The sequence below is a fragment of the Piscinibacter gummiphilus genome (assembly GCF_002116905.1).
Taxonomy (GTDB): domain Bacteria; phylum Pseudomonadota; class Gammaproteobacteria; order Burkholderiales; family Burkholderiaceae_C; genus Rhizobacter; species Rhizobacter gummiphilus.
Genome location: NZ_CP015118.1, coordinates 2,071,383 through 2,086,053, shown reverse-complemented (window position 1 = coordinate 2,086,053; position 14,671 = coordinate 2,071,383). Strand labels below are relative to the sequence as shown.

At 68.2% G+C, this 14,671-nt stretch carries 17 protein-coding genes; 9 read left to right on the top strand and 8 right to left on the bottom strand.

What is annotated here, in order from left to right; translation table 11 throughout:
* Positions 1–114: 114 nt before the first annotated feature.
* Positions 115–381: a 30S ribosomal protein S15 gene (gene rpsO, locus A4W93_RS09475; protein ID WP_085750380.1), complete on the bottom strand. Its 267-nt coding sequence runs from the start codon at positions 379–381 to the stop codon at positions 115–117.
* 322 nt (positions 382–703) lie between these two features.
* Here rpsO and A4W93_RS09470 point away from each other — a divergent pair, with 322 nt between their 5' ends.
* Complete coding sequence (locus tag A4W93_RS09470; protein ID WP_085750379.1) at positions 704–1,150, top strand: Hsp20/alpha crystallin family protein; 447 nt, start codon at positions 704–706, stop codon at positions 1,148–1,150.
* Here the strand turns inward: A4W93_RS09470 and tsaD are convergent.
* Positions 1,132–2,190 carry a tRNA (adenosine(37)-N6)-threonylcarbamoyltransferase complex transferase subunit TsaD gene (gene tsaD / locus A4W93_RS09465; RefSeq protein ID WP_085750378.1) on the bottom strand — a complete coding sequence of 353 codons (1,059 nt, stop codon included), beginning with the start codon at positions 2,188–2,190 and terminating at the stop codon, positions 1,132–1,134. The two genes, A4W93_RS09470 and tsaD, sit on opposite strands and share 19 nt — an antisense overlap.
* Positions 2,191–2,477: 287 nt before the next feature.
* On the opposite strand from tsaD, the gene A4W93_RS09460 reads away from it, so the two are divergent.
* The 8 genes from A4W93_RS09460 to A4W93_RS09425 all read left to right on the top strand — a co-directional run bounded on the left by A4W93_RS09460 (position 2,478) and on the right by A4W93_RS09425 (position 9,733).
* Positions 2,478–2,684 carry a hypothetical protein gene (locus A4W93_RS09460; protein ID WP_157782139.1) on the top strand — a complete coding sequence of 69 codons (207 nt, stop codon included), beginning with the start codon at positions 2,478–2,480 and terminating at the stop codon, positions 2,682–2,684.
* 91 nt (positions 2,685–2,775) lie between these two features.
* Positions 2,776–3,420, top strand: a complete 645-nt coding sequence (locus A4W93_RS09455; RefSeq protein ID WP_085750376.1) for an ANTAR domain-containing response regulator — start codon at positions 2,776–2,778, stop codon at positions 3,418–3,420.
* A gap of 271 nt (positions 3,421–3,691) precedes the next feature.
* Positions 3,692–4,915 (top strand): CmpA/NrtA family ABC transporter substrate-binding protein, encoded by a 1,224-nt coding sequence (locus tag A4W93_RS09450; protein WP_407081705.1) that lies wholly within the window; start codon positions 3,692–3,694, stop codon positions 4,913–4,915.
* A 36-nt stretch (positions 4,916–4,951) separates the two neighbouring features.
* Entirely contained in the window at positions 4,952–5,860 is a 909-nt protein-coding gene (ntrB, locus tag A4W93_RS09445) for a nitrate ABC transporter permease (RefSeq protein ID WP_085750374.1), read from the top strand.
* 19 nt (positions 5,861–5,879) lie between these two features.
* Positions 5,880–6,680: an ABC transporter ATP-binding protein gene (locus tag A4W93_RS09440; protein WP_085750373.1), complete on the top strand. Its 801-nt coding sequence runs from the start codon at positions 5,880–5,882 to the stop codon at positions 6,678–6,680.
* 66 nt (positions 6,681–6,746) lie between these two features.
* Positions 6,747–8,879 carry an ATP-binding protein gene (locus tag A4W93_RS09435; protein WP_157131622.1) on the top strand — a complete coding sequence of 711 codons (2,133 nt, stop codon included), beginning with the start codon at positions 6,747–6,749 and terminating at the stop codon, positions 8,877–8,879.
* A gap of 14 nt (positions 8,880–8,893) precedes the next feature.
* Positions 8,894–9,268, top strand: a complete 375-nt coding sequence (locus A4W93_RS09430) for a response regulator transcription factor (RefSeq protein ID WP_085750371.1) — start codon at positions 8,894–8,896, stop codon at positions 9,266–9,268.
* A 6-nt stretch (positions 9,269–9,274) separates the two neighbouring features.
* Entirely contained in the window at positions 9,275–9,733 is a 459-nt protein-coding gene (locus A4W93_RS09425; RefSeq protein WP_085750370.1) for a chemotaxis protein CheX, read from the top strand.
* A 129-nt stretch (positions 9,734–9,862) separates the two neighbouring features.
* Here the strand turns inward: A4W93_RS09425 and fdx are convergent, their stop codons facing one another.
* From fdx to A4W93_RS09395, 6 genes are all read right to left on the bottom strand, one after another.
* Positions 9,863–10,201 carry an ISC system 2Fe-2S type ferredoxin gene (fdx, locus tag A4W93_RS09420; RefSeq protein ID WP_085750369.1) on the bottom strand — a complete coding sequence of 113 codons (339 nt, stop codon included), beginning with the start codon at positions 10,199–10,201 and terminating at the stop codon, positions 9,863–9,865.
* Positions 10,202–10,203: 2 nt separating this feature from the next.
* Complete coding sequence (hscA, locus tag A4W93_RS09415) at positions 10,204–12,060, bottom strand: Fe-S protein assembly chaperone HscA (RefSeq protein WP_085750368.1); 1,857 nt, start codon at positions 12,058–12,060, stop codon at positions 10,204–10,206.
* A gap of 4 nt (positions 12,061–12,064) precedes the next feature.
* The gene (gene hscB, locus A4W93_RS09410; RefSeq protein WP_085750367.1) at positions 12,065–12,583 is read right to left on the bottom strand and encodes a Fe-S protein assembly co-chaperone HscB; all 519 of its coding nucleotides are present in this window, start codon (positions 12,581–12,583) and stop codon (positions 12,065–12,067) included.
* Positions 12,584–12,666: 83 nt separating this feature from the next.
* Complete coding sequence (iscA, locus tag A4W93_RS09405; protein WP_085750366.1) at positions 12,667–12,990, bottom strand: iron-sulfur cluster assembly protein IscA; 324 nt, start codon at positions 12,988–12,990, stop codon at positions 12,667–12,669.
* A gap of 3 nt (positions 12,991–12,993) precedes the next feature.
* Entirely contained in the window at positions 12,994–13,401 is a 408-nt protein-coding gene (gene iscU / locus A4W93_RS09400; protein WP_085750365.1) for a Fe-S cluster assembly scaffold IscU, read from the bottom strand.
* 45 nt (positions 13,402–13,446) lie between these two features.
* Positions 13,447–14,667, bottom strand: coding sequence for an IscS subfamily cysteine desulfurase (locus tag A4W93_RS09395; protein ID WP_174694882.1), 1,221 nt, complete (start codon positions 14,665–14,667; stop codon positions 13,447–13,449).
* Between the last annotated feature and the right edge of the window lie 4 nt (positions 14,668–14,671).

Sequence of the window (14,671 nt, the reverse complement as noted above, 5' to 3'; positions counted from 1 at the left end):
GAACTCCAAAACAAAGAGCCTGTGCTGGCGATCCCAGACAGGCTCTTTTCGGAACTCATGAAGCGACAGCGACGGAAACGGCTCGCGACGAAGGCTTCACGAGTTCCCGTGCGATTACTTGCGCAGACCCAGCTTCTGGATCAGGGCCGTGTAGCGGTCGGCGTCACGGTCCTTCAGGTAGGCCAGCAGGCTCTTGCGGGTGTTGACCATCTTCAGCAGACCGCGGCGACCATGGTGGTCCTTCAGGTGGGTCTTGAAGTGGGGGGTCAGCTCGTTGATGCGGGCGGTCAGCAGGGCGACCTGGACTTCGGGGGACCCGGTGTCGTTGGCGCTGCGGGCGTTGGCCTTGACGATCTCGGCCTTTTGTTCGGTGGTGGACATCTGTGTGTTTCCAGAAATACCCGTCGCGGCCAATGAAAACGGCCTGCGGTTTCGGGTGGGTTGACTTGCGGTAGCGGGGGAAACCTCCCCGCGCCGTGCGGATTGCCAGCGCCCGGAAGAGCGCAAAGCCCGTCGATTGTAGCGGAAACCTGCAGCCCCTCCCGGAAGGCCTTCTCACGGACTTCCGGAAAAAAGTTTCGGAACGGGGTCGGAACGCCGGATTTCAAGTCCCTTGAAAGCCCTCCGGACGCTCCAAATTCGGAGCCATGGCGTGCTGCACGGTGCAGCGGCTACCCCGAAACGAAGATTCCTGGAGTTCCCCATGTTCGTGTTCCCCGCCCCCGTTTCCGTGTCCCGCCGTGCCGCCGCTTCGAGCCGGCTGCTGGACCAGCTGTTCTCCGAGCGCGTCACCGCGCCGTCGGCCCCCACCTCCCGCACCCCGGCGCTGGACGTGTCCGAGACCGACACCGCCTTTTCGCTCGCCTTCGAGGTGCCGGGCACCACCCGCGAGTTGCTGAAGGTGTCCGTGCAGGGCCGCCGCGTGGTGCTCGAGACCGCCACGGCCGAAGCGGCTGCCGCGACCGAAACCCCCACCGACACCCCGCGCGTGCTGTACCGCGAGCGCGCCGAGGCCCGCTACGCCCGCACCGTGGTGCTGCCGTCCGAGGTGGACCCGGCCAGCGCGTCGGCCCGGTTCGACAACGGGGTGCTGACCCTGTCGCTGTCGAAGAAGGTGCCCACCGGCGCCACTCAGGTCGCGATCGGCTGAACCTCGATGGGTTGAACCTCGGTGAGCGGCCAGCGGGGCCGCACGTCGAACCCCTGGTCGAAGCCGGGGACGGCGCCCCGCTGAAGCCGCATCGCCGCGGCGAGCGCGATCATCGCGCCGTTGTCGGTGCACAGCGCCAGCTCCGGGTAGTGCACCCGGACCTGGCGCTTGGCACATTGGGCGTTCAGCTGCTCGCGCAGCATCGTGTTCGCCCCCACCCCACCCGCCACCACGAGGCGCCTGAGCCCGGTCTGCTTGAGCGCGGCGATGGACTTGCGAACGAGCACGTCCACGATGGCCTCCTGCGTGGCCGCGGCGATGTTCGCCTTGTCCTGCTCGCAGACATTGGTGCCGAGCTTGAGCACCTGGGTGCGCACGGCGGTCTTGAGGCCGGCGAACGAGAAGTCGAGGTTGCCGCTGTGCAGCAGCGGGCGCGGCAGCGAATAGGCGGACGCGTCGCCGAAGGCGGCCAGGCGCGCCAGCACCGGCCCGCCCGGGTAGCCGAGGCCCAGCAGCTTGGCCGACTTGTCGAAGGCCTCGCCGGCGGCATCGTCGATGGACTCGCCCAGCAGCTCGTACTGGCCCACGTCGTCCACCCGCATCAGCTGGGTGTGGCCGCCCGACACGAGCAGCGCCACGAACGGGAATTCCGGCGGGTCGCTCGCGAGGAACGGGGACAGCAGGTGCCCTTCCAGGTGGTGCACACCGAACACGGGCTTGCCGAGCGCGGCCGCCAGCGAGCAGGCGACGCCCGCCCCCACCAGCAGCGCCCCGGCGAGGCCCGGACCGCGGGTGAAGGCGACCACGTCGATCTCGGCGAGGTCGACGCCCGCCTCGGCCAGCACCTGGCGGGTGAGCGGCACGACCCGGCGGATGTGGTCGCGCGAGGCCAGCTCGGGCACCACGCCGCCATAGGCCTGGTGCATGTCGATCTGGCTGTGCAGGGCGTGGGCCCGCAGTTTCGGAACCCCTGTCGGCGTGGCCTCGACCACGGCCACCCCGGTTTCGTCGCACGACGATTCGACACCCAAGACCTTCATGGGCCGATTGTAACAAGGGCGGCCGTCGCGACTTTCGTCTGAAAACGCTTTCACTTTGTCACACAGACGAGTCAGTGTTTTCCCGAGAATGCGGGCGACACCCGATCGTCCGATGTCGGACAAGGCCCTACGCTTAGGGGGTCCAGGAGTCTCCGCCTCGACGCGGCGACTCAGCAGAACCAGGGATCCTCTCGTTGGGGAACAGAATGAAAGAATACCGACTCACCTCGTGGCCCGAACTCCCGGCCCCGTACCAGGGCTCCGCCTACCGGCGGATGGTGAGTGACATGTCTCATCGCTACGTCTCGCTGTCCCAGCTGGTGACGAGCAGCGGCGTGCGCCGCCAGGACGTGCGCCAGTTCCTCGACTCCCTCGATTCCCGTGGCGTGCTGACCGAACGCGAGCTGTTCGTGTCCGACACCCTCCTCGATTCAGTGCGCCCGCTCGGCAACTGGATCCGCCGCAAGTTCAACCTGTCGCACGGCAGCCGCTGAACCGCACCCGCTCCCGCAGAAGCCCGCCGCGTGCGGGCTTTTTCACGCCCGGGCGCCCTCCTCTGGCGCGGATGTTGCTCGCCCTCGCGGCATGAACCCGACGCGCCCCTCCACCGCCGCGCTGCGCATCGTCATCGTCGCCCCCGACTCGCTGCTGGCCGACGGCACGGACACGCGGGCGGTGACCGAGGCCGAGCGCTCGCGGTCGCTGCGCATCGGGCTGCTCGAGAACGGCTACAACATCGTCGCGGTGCTGCCGGCCGACGTGTTCCTCCCGGACCGCCTCGCCCAGATCGCCCCCGACATGATCATCGTGGACGCCGAAAGCCAGGCGCGCGACACGCTGGAGCACGTGGTGCTCGCGACACGCGACGCCCGCCGCCCCATCGTGCTGTTCACGGAAGACGAGGACACCTCCCATGTCGGTGCGGCCATCGCCGCCGGCGTCACCGCGTACGTGGTGGCCGGCATGGCGCCCGACCGCGTCAAGCCGGTGCTCGAGGTCGCCCTCGCCCGCTTCGAGCATGAGGAAGGCCTGCGCCGCGAGCTGGCGGACGCGCGCACCGAGCTGTCGGAACGCAAGGTGATCGACCGCGCGAAGGGCTTGCTGATCAAGGCGCACGGCCTGACCGAGGACGCCGCGTACGCCCGCCTGCGCAAGACCGCGATGGACAAGGGCCTGCGCCTGGCCGACGTGGCCCAGCGACTGATCGACGTCAGCGACCTGCTCGCCTGATTGGGTGCACTGCAGCACCGTTCGGGTGCGGCACACGTCGAAAACAGCTGGCACAGCGTTTGCAAATGAACCGGCAGAGGATCAACGGCGATCCTCGACATTGACACCAGACAGCACCAACGGCGGTGCTGAACGGTTCGGACGACGGCGTCCCCACCCTCCCGGGCTCACCCCCGACGAGACGTGCGGACGCCTTTTTGTTTTTGTCCCCTGCGTTGCAGACCACCGAGACCTTTCCGCCATGACCGACCACACCGATCGAAAGAACCTCATGAGCCGCCGAACCCTGATCAAGGCCGCCGCCGCCTCCAGCGCCACCGGCATGCTGCCGGGACTGCAATCCGCCGTGTATGCCGCCGGCTCGGACAAGCCCGAAAAGGAGGAAGTCAAGATCGGCTTCATCCCGCTGACCGACTGCGCCTCCGTCGTGATGGCCTCGGTGCTCGGCTTCGACAAGAAGTACGGGGTGAAGATCATCCCGACGAAGGAAGCCTCGTGGGCCGGCGTGCGCGACAAGCTCGTCAACGGCGAACTCGACATGGCCCACGTGCTCTACGGCCTCGTGTACGGCGTGCACCTCGGCATCGGCGGCCCCAAGAAGGACATGGCCGTGCTGATGAACCTGAACAACAACGGCCAGGCCATCACGCTGTCGAAGACCCTCGCCGACAAGGGCGCCGTCGACGGGGGTTCGCTCGCGAAGCTGATGGCCCGCGAGAAGCGCGAGTACACCTTCGCCGGCACGTTCCCCACCGGCACGCACGCGATGTGGATGCACTACTGGCTCGCGGCCTTCGGCATCAATCCCGTGACCGGCGCCAAGCTCATCACCGTGCCGCCGCCCCAGATGGTGGCGAACATGCGCGTCGGGAACATGGACGGCTTCTGCGTGGGCGAGCCCTGGAACCACCGCGCGATCATGGACGGCATCGGCATCACCGCGATCACCACCCAGGACCTCTGGAAGGACCACCCCGAAAAGGTGCTCGGCACGACGTCCGACTTCGTGAAGAACAACCCCAACACGGCGCGCGCCGTGATGATGGCCGTGCTCGAGGCCAGCCAGTGGATCGACGCCAGCCTGCAGAACAAGCTGAAGATGGCCGAGACCGTCGCCCAGAAGGCGTACATCAACACGAGCGTCGACGCCATCAACCAGCGCATCCTCGGCCGCTACCAGAACGGCCTCGGCAAGACCTGGGACGACGCGAACCACATGAAGTTCTTCAACGGCGGTGCCGTGAACTACCCCTACCTGTCGGACGGGATGTGGTTCCTGACCCAGCACAAGCGCTGGGGCCTGCTGAAGGATCACCCCGACTACCTGGGCGTCGCCAAGCAGATCAACCGCATCGACCTCTACAAGGACGTCGCGGGTGCCATGAAGATCAGTGTCCCCAAGGACCCGCTGCGCACCAGCAAGCTGATCGATGGTGTCGTCTGGGACGGCAAGGACCCGAAGAAGTACGCCGACGGCTTCGCCATCAAGGCCTGAGTTCCGGAACCCACGCCGCCACCCAAGGAGATCATCATGGTCAGCGCAGTCTTCCACTCCCCCCTCGATGCCGCCAATGAGGCTCGCGCCGAGGCGGACAAGCCGAAGGTGGCCACCGCCGCCTCGTCCACCGCCACCCCGAAGCCGGCCCGCCCTGCGCGTGACCCGATCGATTGGCGGGGTCTGTTCCTGAAGGTGCTTCCACCGCTCACCGGCGTCGCCGCGCTGGTCGGCATCTGGGCCCTGCTCACGATGAAGAGCACGACGTTCCCGACCCCGGCCGCCACCCTCAAGGAGGCGCTGGTGCTGTTCTCGGACCCGTTCTACAGCAACGGCCCGAACGACCAGGGCCTCGGCTGGAACATCCTGTTCTCGCTGCAGCGCGTGGCGGTGGGCTTCGGCCTCGCGGCGGTGATCGGCATCCCGCTCGGCTTCATGATCGGCCGCTTCGAGTTCCTGAGCCGCATGGTCTCGCCGCTGATCAGCCTGCTGCGCCCGGTGTCGCCGCTCGCGTGGCTGCCCATCGGCCTGCTGGTGTTCAAGGCCGCGAACCCGGCGGCCATCTGGACCATCTTCATCTGCTCGATCTGGCCGATGATCATCAACACCGCCGTGGGCGTGCAGCGCGTGCCGGCCGACTACCTCAACGTGGCCCGCGTGCTGAACCTGTCCGAGTGGAAGGTCATCACGAAGATCCTCTTCCCCGCCGTGCTGCCGTACATGCTGACCGGCGTGCGCCTGAGCGTCGGCACCGCCTGGCTCGTGATCGTCGCGGCCGAGATGCTGACCGGCGGCGTGGGCATCGGCTTCTGGGTGTGGGACGAGTGGAACAACCTCAACGTCACGCACATCCTGATCGCGATCTTCGTGATCGGCATCGTGGGCCTGCTGCTCGAATGGGCCCTGGTCTCGATCGCCAAGCGTTTCACCTACGACGAAGTCTGAACCCGAGGAGACCCGCACCATGAACAGCAACTTCATCCAGGTCCAGAACGCCGAGATGGTGTTCAACACGAAGAAGGGCCGTTTCCACGCCCTGCGCGAGATCAACCTCAACGTGGCCAAGGGCGAGTTCGTCACGCTGATCGGCCACTCGGGCTGCGGCAAGTCCACGCTGCTGAACCTGATCGCCGGGCTCACGCTGCCCTCGAGCGGTGCACTGATCTGCGACAACCGCGAGATCGCCGCCCCGGGGCCCGAGCGTGCGGTGGTGTTCCAGAACCACTCGCTGCTGCCGTGGCTCACCTGCGAGGAGAACGTGCACCTCGCGGTCGAGCGCGTGTTCGGCGCCACCGAGTCGAAGGCTCAGCTCAAGGCGCGTTCGCTCGCCGCGCTGGACCTCGTCAACATGGGCCACGCCGCGACCAAGCGTCCGCACGAGATCTCGGGCGGCATGAAGCAGCGCGTGGGCATCGCCCGGGCGCTCGCGATGGAGCCGAAGGTGCTGCTGATGGACGAACCGTTCGGCGCGCTCGACGCCCTCACCCGCGCGCACCTGCAGGACGAGCTGCTGAAGATCGTGGCCCGCACGCAGAGCACCGTGGTGATGGTGACGCACGACGTCGACGAGGCCGTGCTGCTGTCCGACCGCATCGTGATGATGACGAACGGCCCGGCCGCCACCATCGGCGAGATCCTGTCGATCGACCTCGAGCGCCCGCGCAACCGCGTGGAACTCGCCGAGGACACGAAGTACGTGCACTACCGCAAGGAAGTGCTCGACTTCCTCTACACGCGCCACGGCCACGTCGAGAAGGCCGCCTGAGCGGCCCCGCGCCCCCTCCGGGGGGCGCCTGCACCAGAACACATCCATTCGTTGGGGAGATCCTCTGTGACCACGTCCGCCAGCTCCGGCCTGGCGCTGGACGCGGGGCGGGCCGCGAAGCCCGCCGCCGCGTCTTCGCTCGCCCGTCCCGCCCTCGGCTTTTCACTCGGCAAGTACCGCGAGATCCTGATCGCGGTCGCGTTCTTCCTGCTGTTCGACCTGGCCGTGCTGGTGTTGAACTTCTACGTGTCCTTCCAGATCTCGGAGGACGCCGTCTCGATCAACCTGTCCGGACGCCAGCGCATGCTGACGCAGCGGCTGTCGAAGAACCTGTTCGCCAGCGAGCTCGCCGTGGCCAATGGCGCCGTGCCGGCCCCGCTGACCGACGAGCTGCGCCTGGCCTCGCGCCTGTTCGACGAGACCCTCACCGCGTTCCGCAACGGCGGCCAGGTGACCGGCGGCGACGGCAAGCCGGTGCAGCTGGTCCCCGCCTCGGGGCCGAAGAGCGCGGAGATCCTCGCGCGCAGCGTCGCGCTGTGGGAGCCGTGGCGCGTGCTGCTGGAGCCGCTGCGCGAGGGGACGTCTCCGCCCACGCCCGAGCAGGTGCGTGCCGCCGCGGCCTACGCCCGCGCGAACAACCTCGCGCTGCTCGGCCTGATGAACGAGCTGACCACCGACCTCGGGGCCGCGGCCAGCCAGCGCGCCTCGCAGCTGCGGATGGTGCAGACGGCCGGCATCGTGCTCGCGCTGCTGAACTTCGTCTTCATCCTCTTCAAGTTCATCCGCCGCCTGCGCCAATCCGACGAGGCCACGGAGCAGGCCGCCGGCGAAACCCGCGAGATCCTGTCGGTGGTGCGCGAGGGCCTCTTCCTGCTGACCCCGCAGCTGACCCTTGGCACCCAGCTGTCCGCCTCGGTGTCGACCATCCTCGCGCAGTCCGTGCACCCCGGCGACAACATCCTCGACGTGCTGCGCCCGATGGTCTCGGCCCGCACGCTCGACGACGCCCGCGGCTACATGGACCTGCTGTTCCTGCCCCACATCAAGGAGGACCTGGTCCAGAGCATCAACCCGTTGACCGAGGTCGCCATCACCACCACCGACGGGCTCGGCCACACGCACCAGCGCCACCTGTCGATGCGCTTCAACCGCGTGCTCGCCGACGGCGAGATCCGCCACCTGCTCGTCACGGTGCAGGACGTCACCTCGCGCATCGAGCTGGAGCAGAAGCTCCAGGGCGAGCAGCAGCGCGCCCAGCGCGAGTTCGACCTGCTCGTGCGCGCCTTCGAGACCGACCCGGGCGCGCTGCGCGGCTTCGTGGACCGCTCCGAATCGGCACTGCTCGAGGTCAACGACCTGCTGCGCCAGGTGGAGGCCGGGTCCGATCCGAAGCAGCTGCGCCGCATCGTCGACGCCGTGTACCGGCACATCCACGCGGTCAAGGGTGAAGCCTCGATGCTGCAGCTCGACCTGCTGACCGCCACGGCCCACCAGTTCGAATCGCAGATCCAGATGCTGCGCGAGGCCGGCACGTTCGGCGGCGACTCGCTGCTCGCCCTGCCCCTGCCGCTCGAGGAACTGCTGACCCGCCTGCAGGCGCTCAAGCGGTCGGTGCTGCGCGACCGCGGGGGTGCACCCCGCCCTCCTGCCGACTTCTCGGTGCCGCTGACCGGCCTCGTCTCGCGCATCGCCAGCGACCTCGGCAAACCCACGCGCCTCACCACCGCCCTCGCCCCGCTCACCGCGTTGCCCACGGCCACGCACGAGGCGCTGCAGAAGGTGGCCGTGCAGCTGGTGCGCAATGCAGTGGTGCACGGCGTCGAGGACGGCGACACCCGCGCCGCGCTCGGCAAGCCCGCCACCGCGGCCGTCGACGTCACGCTGCACCGCAACGCCTCGAACCAGGTGGAACTCGTCGTGAAGGACGACGGCGCGGGCCTCGACACCGAACGCGTGCGCGCCCGCCTGCGGGCGCTGGGCTGGTTCAGCGACACGCAGCTCGGCGAGATGAGTTCGGCCCAGGTGCTCGCGCAGATCTTCCGGCCGGGCTTCTCCACGTCGGACACTGCCGGCGAACACGCGGGCCGCGGCGTCGGGCTCGACATCGTGTCGGCCGAGGTGCGGCGCCTGGGCGCGCGGCTGCTGGTGTCCACGAAACCCGGCCAGGGCACCACGTTCCGCGTGCGCCTGTCGGCCTGAGCAGGAGGATCTCGATGAAGCTCCTCGTGGTCGACGACTCCAACATGGTGCGCTCGCGCATCGCCCGCATCGTGCAGGGTGGTGCCCTCGGCGACGTGACGATCGTGGGCATGGCCCGCGACGGCGTGGAAGCGCTGCGCGCCGCGAGCCAGGCCTCGCCCGACATCGTCACGATGGACCTGACGATGCCCGAGATGGACGGCCTGGCCTGCATCCCGGCGCTGCTGGCCGCGCACCCGCGGGCGCGCATCCTCGTCATCAGCGCCCTCGACGACAAGTCCACCGCCATCCGCGCGCTGCGGCTCGGCGCCCACGGTTTCCTGCCGAAGCCGTTCACGGACGGCGACCTGCAACTGGCCCTGCTGGGCCTGATCCAACACAAGGGCTGAAGCACCATGGTCTCGCTCAAGGAGTCCGACCTGCGGCTGTTCATCGACTCGGTGCGCCGCTACTTCGAGGTCACGAGCCGCGTCGCGCCCGAAATCACTTCCGCCTTCCTCGGCGTGGGCGAGGTGCAGGGCCACGAGTTCAACGGCATCGTGAAGTTCTCGGGACCGATGAACGGCCAGGTGACCGTGTCGCTTCCCATGCGCGCCGTGCGCGAACTGCTGCTGATCCAGCACGAGACGAAGCTCACCGAGGCCAACCTGCTCGACGCGGTGGGCGAGATCGCCAACACGCTGGCCGGCAACGCCCGCCGCAACCTGGGCAAGGACCTCGACATCTCGGTCCCCACGACGGTGCGCGGCGCCCACGTCGCGGGCCAGCGCGCCCGCCAGCACCCCTACGTCATCACGTTCCGCTGGAACACGTACCCCGGGATGGTGTGCGTGGACCTCGCGCAGGCCGCCTGAAGCTGGCACACACCTTGCTGAACTCCCGGCGGCAGATGACGTTTCGTCGACTGTCTCCTCAGTAGGGGCTCGCGGCCCTTTTGTGCAACCCCCAGGTGCTCACGCGCCTGGGGGATTTTTTTCACCCGCTCAGTGGTTTTCCTTGGCGTGGTTGATCGAGTACTTCGGGATCTCGACCACGACGTCCTGGTTCGACACGATGGCCTGGCACGACAGGCGCGAGTTCGGCTCGAGGCCCCACGCGCGGTCGAGCATGTCCTCCTCGTTCTCCTCGATCTCGCCGAGCGAACGGAAGCCCTCGCGCACGATCACGTGGCACGTGGTGCAGGCCGCCACCATGTCGCAGGCGTGCTCGATGGCGATGCCGTTCTCGAGCATGGCCTCGCACAGGGAGGTGCCGGTGTCGGCCTTGATTTCGGTGCCGTTCGGGCAGTACTCGGGATGGGGAAGGATCCGGATGATGGGCATGGTCAGACTTCTTCGACGCGCTTGCCGGTGAGCGCGGTGCGCAGGCTGCGGTTCATTCGTTCGGCCGCGAAGGCCTCGGTGCCCTGGGCCAGGGCTTCGACACCGCGGTCGATGGCGGCGTTGTCCTCGCCCGCGCGCAGCGTCTCGAGGTCCTGCAGCAGCGTGTCGATGGCGGCACGCTGGGTGGCGTCGAGCAGGTCGCCGTCGGCCTCCAGCGCGGCGCGCGTGGCGAGCAGCATGCGCTCGGCCTCCACCTGCGACTCGCGCAGGGCACGGGCCTTCATGTCGACCTCGGCGGTGGTGAAGCTCTCCTGCAGCATGCGGGCGATGTCCTCGTCCGCGAGGCCGTAGCTCGGTTTCACCGTGATGGCGGCCTCGACGCCGGAGGTCTCCTCCTTCGCGGCCACGCTCAGCAGCCCGTCGGCATCGACCTGGAAGGTCACTCGGATGCGCGCGGCACCAGCAGCCATCGGGGGCATGCCGCGCAGCTCGAAGCGGGCGAGCGAGCGGCAGTCGCTGACGAGTTCGCGTTCACCCTGCACCACGTGGATCGCGAGCGCGGTCTGGCCGTCCTTGAACGTGGTGAAGTCCTGCGCGCGTGCGGTGGGGATGGTGCTGTTGCGCGGGATGATGCGCTCGACCAGCCCGCCCATGGTCTCGAGGCCCAGCGACAGCGGGATCACGTCGAGCAGCAGCATCTCGTCGGCCCCGGCGTTGCCGGCCAGCGTGTTCGCGTGCAGCGCGGCGCCCAGCGCCACCACCTCGTCGGGGTTCAGGTTCGTGAGCGGCGTCTTGCCGAAGAACTCGCCCACCACGTGCTGCACCTGCGGCATGCGCGTGGACCCGCCCACCATCACCACGCCGAACACCTCGTCCTTCGTGGCCTTGGCGTCGCGCAGCACCTTGCGCATGGCGGCGACGGTGCGCGACAGCAGCGGTTCGGTCAGCGAGTCGAACTGGGCGCGCGTGACCCGCACCGACAGTTCACCCGTGCTCAGCGGGCACGCGAGCGTGGTGTGGTCGGTGGCCGAAAGCTTCTCCTTCGCGGCGCGGGCGGCGACCAGCACGGCACGCTTGTCCTGCGGCGTGGCGGCTTCGAGGCCGGCCTGGGCCAGGGCCCAGTCGGCGAGCGCCGCGTCGAAATCGTCGCCGCCGAGCGCGGAGTCCCCCCCGGCCGCGATCACCTCGAACACGCCCTTGGACAGGCGCAGCAGCGAGATGTCGAACGTGCCGCCACCGAGGTCGTACACGGCGTAGAGGCCCTCGGAGCCGTTCTCGAGTCCGTAGGCGATGGCCGCTGCCGTGGGTTCGTTGATCAGGCGCAGCACGTTGAGGCCGGCCAGCTGGGCCGCGTCCTTCGTGGCCTGGCGCTGGGCGTCGTCGAAGTACGCGGGCACCGTGATCACGGCACCGAACAGGTCGTCGGCGAAGGTGTCTTCCGCGCGGTAGCGCAGCGTGGCGAGGATCTCGGCCGACACCTCCACCGGCGACTTCACGCCGTGGGCCGTGTTCAGCTGCACCATGCCCGGCGCCTCGACGAAGTCGTACGGCAGCTTGGCGCGGTCGGCCACGTCGGCGAGCCCGCGGCCCATGAACCGCTTGACGGAGACGATGGTGTTGCGCGGGTCCGCGGCGGCTTCCTTCAGCGCGTCGTGGCCGATCTGGCGGCGGCCGCCGTCGATGTACCGCACGGCCGAGGGCAGGATCACGCGGCCCGCGTCGTCGGGCAGGCATTCGGCCACGCCGTTGCGCACGGCGGCCACGAGGGAGTGGGTCGTCCCCAGGTCGATGCCGACGGCGATGCGCCGCTGGTGGGGGTCCGGGGCGCCCCCGGGTTCGGAAATCTGAAGCAGTGCCATCCCGTTATTGTCCCAGTTGCTCGAGGCGGCGGTCGATGTCGGCCGCGAAGCGCTCCACGAACATGAGGGCTCTCACCTCGCCGGCGGCCTTCGCGAAATCGCCCTGCCCGTCGATCAGGCCCTTCAATTCGGTCAGCGCGCGCTGGCGGTGCCCCGCCACGTCGTCGTTCAGGGCCTCGACCGCCTCGACGGTGGCGGCCTCGTCGAGCGCCTCGCGCCACTCCATCTGCTGGATCAGGAACTTCGCCGGCATCGCGGTGTTGTTCTCGGCCTCGATGGGGGCACCGTTCAACTCGCAGAGATAGGCCGCACGCTTGAGCGGGTCCTTCAGGCGCTGGTAGGCCTCGTTGACCCGCACCGCCCACTGCATCGCCACGCGCTGCGCCGCGGCGCCCTCGGACACGAAGCGGTCCGGATGCACCTCGGCCTGCAGCGTGCGCCAGCGCGCGTCGAGGGCCGCCCGGTCCTGTTCGAAGCGGCGGGGGATGGCGAACAACTCGAAGTCGTCGCTGTCGAGTTTCATGGCAGGCGGTTCCTGGAAAAGAGTGGCGCGGACGTGAAAAGGCGCGGCTCACGGCCGCGCCCTGGTCGGCTGAACCGGAGGGGTCAGATTCGGAACGATTCGCCGCAGCCGCAACGATCCTTCTCGCGCGGGTTGTGGAACTTGAAGCCCTCGTTGAGGCCTTCGCGCACGAAGTCGAGTTCGGTGCCGTCGAGGTACGGCAGGCTCTTCGGGTCGATGAGGACCTTCACGCCATTGCCCTCGAACACCACGTCCTCCGGCGCCACCTCGTCCGCGTACTCGAGCTTGTAGGCCAGGCCCGAGCAGCCGGTGGTCTTGACGCCCAGCCGCACGCCCACGCCCTTGCCGCGCTTGGTGATGTACTTCGTCACGTGGCGCGCAGCCGCCGGGCTCAAGGTCACCGCCATGGCTCAGTGCGCCTTCGCAGCTTCGCCCGAACCGGTCTTGGCGCGGTAGTCGTCGACCGCGGCCTTGATCGCGTCTTCCGCGAGGATCGAGCAGTGGATCTTCACCGGCGGCAGCGCCAGTTCCTCGGCGATGTGCGTGTTCTTGATGGACAGCGCCTCGTCGAGCGACTTGCCCTTGACCCATTCGGTCACGAGCGAGCTCGACGCGATGGCCGAGCCGCAGCCGTACGTCTTGAACTTCGCGTCCTCGATCAGGCCCGTGACGGGGTTCACCTTGATCTGGAGCTTCATCACGTCGCCGCAGGCCGGCGCGCCGACCATGCCGGTGCCGACGGTTTCGTCGCCCTTTTCGAACGAACCCACGTTGCGGGGGTTCTCATAGTGTTCGACCACTTTTTCGCTGTATGCCATCTCAGTTCTCCTAATCGTTCAGGCGGCGGGTGCCTCGCTCCGATGTCAGTGGGCGGCCCACTGGATCGAGCTGATGTCCACACCGTCCTTGAACATCTCCCACAAAGGCGAAAGCTCGCGCAGCTTGGCGACACGGTCCTTCAGCGTGGTCACCACGTAGTCGATTTCCTCGACGGTGGTGAAGCGGCCGATGGTCATGCGCAGGCTGGAGTGCGCGAGTTCGTCGCTGCGGCCGAGGGCGCGCAGGACGTAGCTGGGCTCGAGGCTGGCCGACGTGCAGGCGGAGCCCGACGACACGGCGATGCCCTTGATGCCCATGATGAGCGATTCGCCTTCCACGAAGTTGAAGGACATGTTCACGTTGTGCGGCACGCGCTGCGTGGCGTGGCCGTTGAGGAACGTCTGTTCGATGGGGGACAGCCCCGCGATCAGGCGCTGCTGGAGCATCCGGATGCGTTCGATCTCGGTGCCCATCTCTTCGCCGGCGATGCGATAGGCCTCGCCCATGCCGACGATCTGGTGCGTGGCGAGCGTGCCCGAACGCATGCCGCGCTCGTGGCCACCGCCGTGCATCTGCGCCTCGAGGCGCACGCGCGGCTTGCGGCGCACGAACAGCGCGCCGATGCCCTTCGGGCCGTACGTCTTGTGCGACGCGAGGCTCATCAGGTCGACCGGCAGCTTCGCCAGGTCGAAGGCCAGCTTGCCGGTGGCCTGCGCGCCGTCGACGTGGAAGATGACGCCGCGCTCGCGGCACAGCGTGCCGAGGGCCTCGATGTCCTGGATCACGCCGATCTCGTTGTTCACGTACAGCACCGACGCGAGGATGGTGTCGGGACGCAGCGCGGCCTTGAACACCTCGAAGTCGACCAGGCCGTCTTCCTGGACGTCGAGGTACGTGACCTCGAAGCCCTGGCGCTCGAGTTCACGCATGGTGTCGAGCGTGGCCTTGTGTTCGGTCTTCAGCGTGATCAGGTGCTTGCCGCGCGACTTGTAGAACTGCGCGGCGCCCTTGATCGCCAGGTTGATGGATTCGGTGGCCCCCGACGTCCACACGATCTCGCGGGGGTCTGCACCGATGAGGGTCGCGACCTGTTCGCGCGACTTCTCGACGATGGCCTCCGCCTCCCAACCCCACGCGTGGCTGCGCGATGCCGGGTTGCCGAAGTGCTCGCGCAACCAGGGAATCATCGCGTCGACGACGCGCTGGTCCACGGGGCTCGTGGCACCGTAGTCCATGTAGATCGGGAAATGCGGGGTCATGTCCATGGCA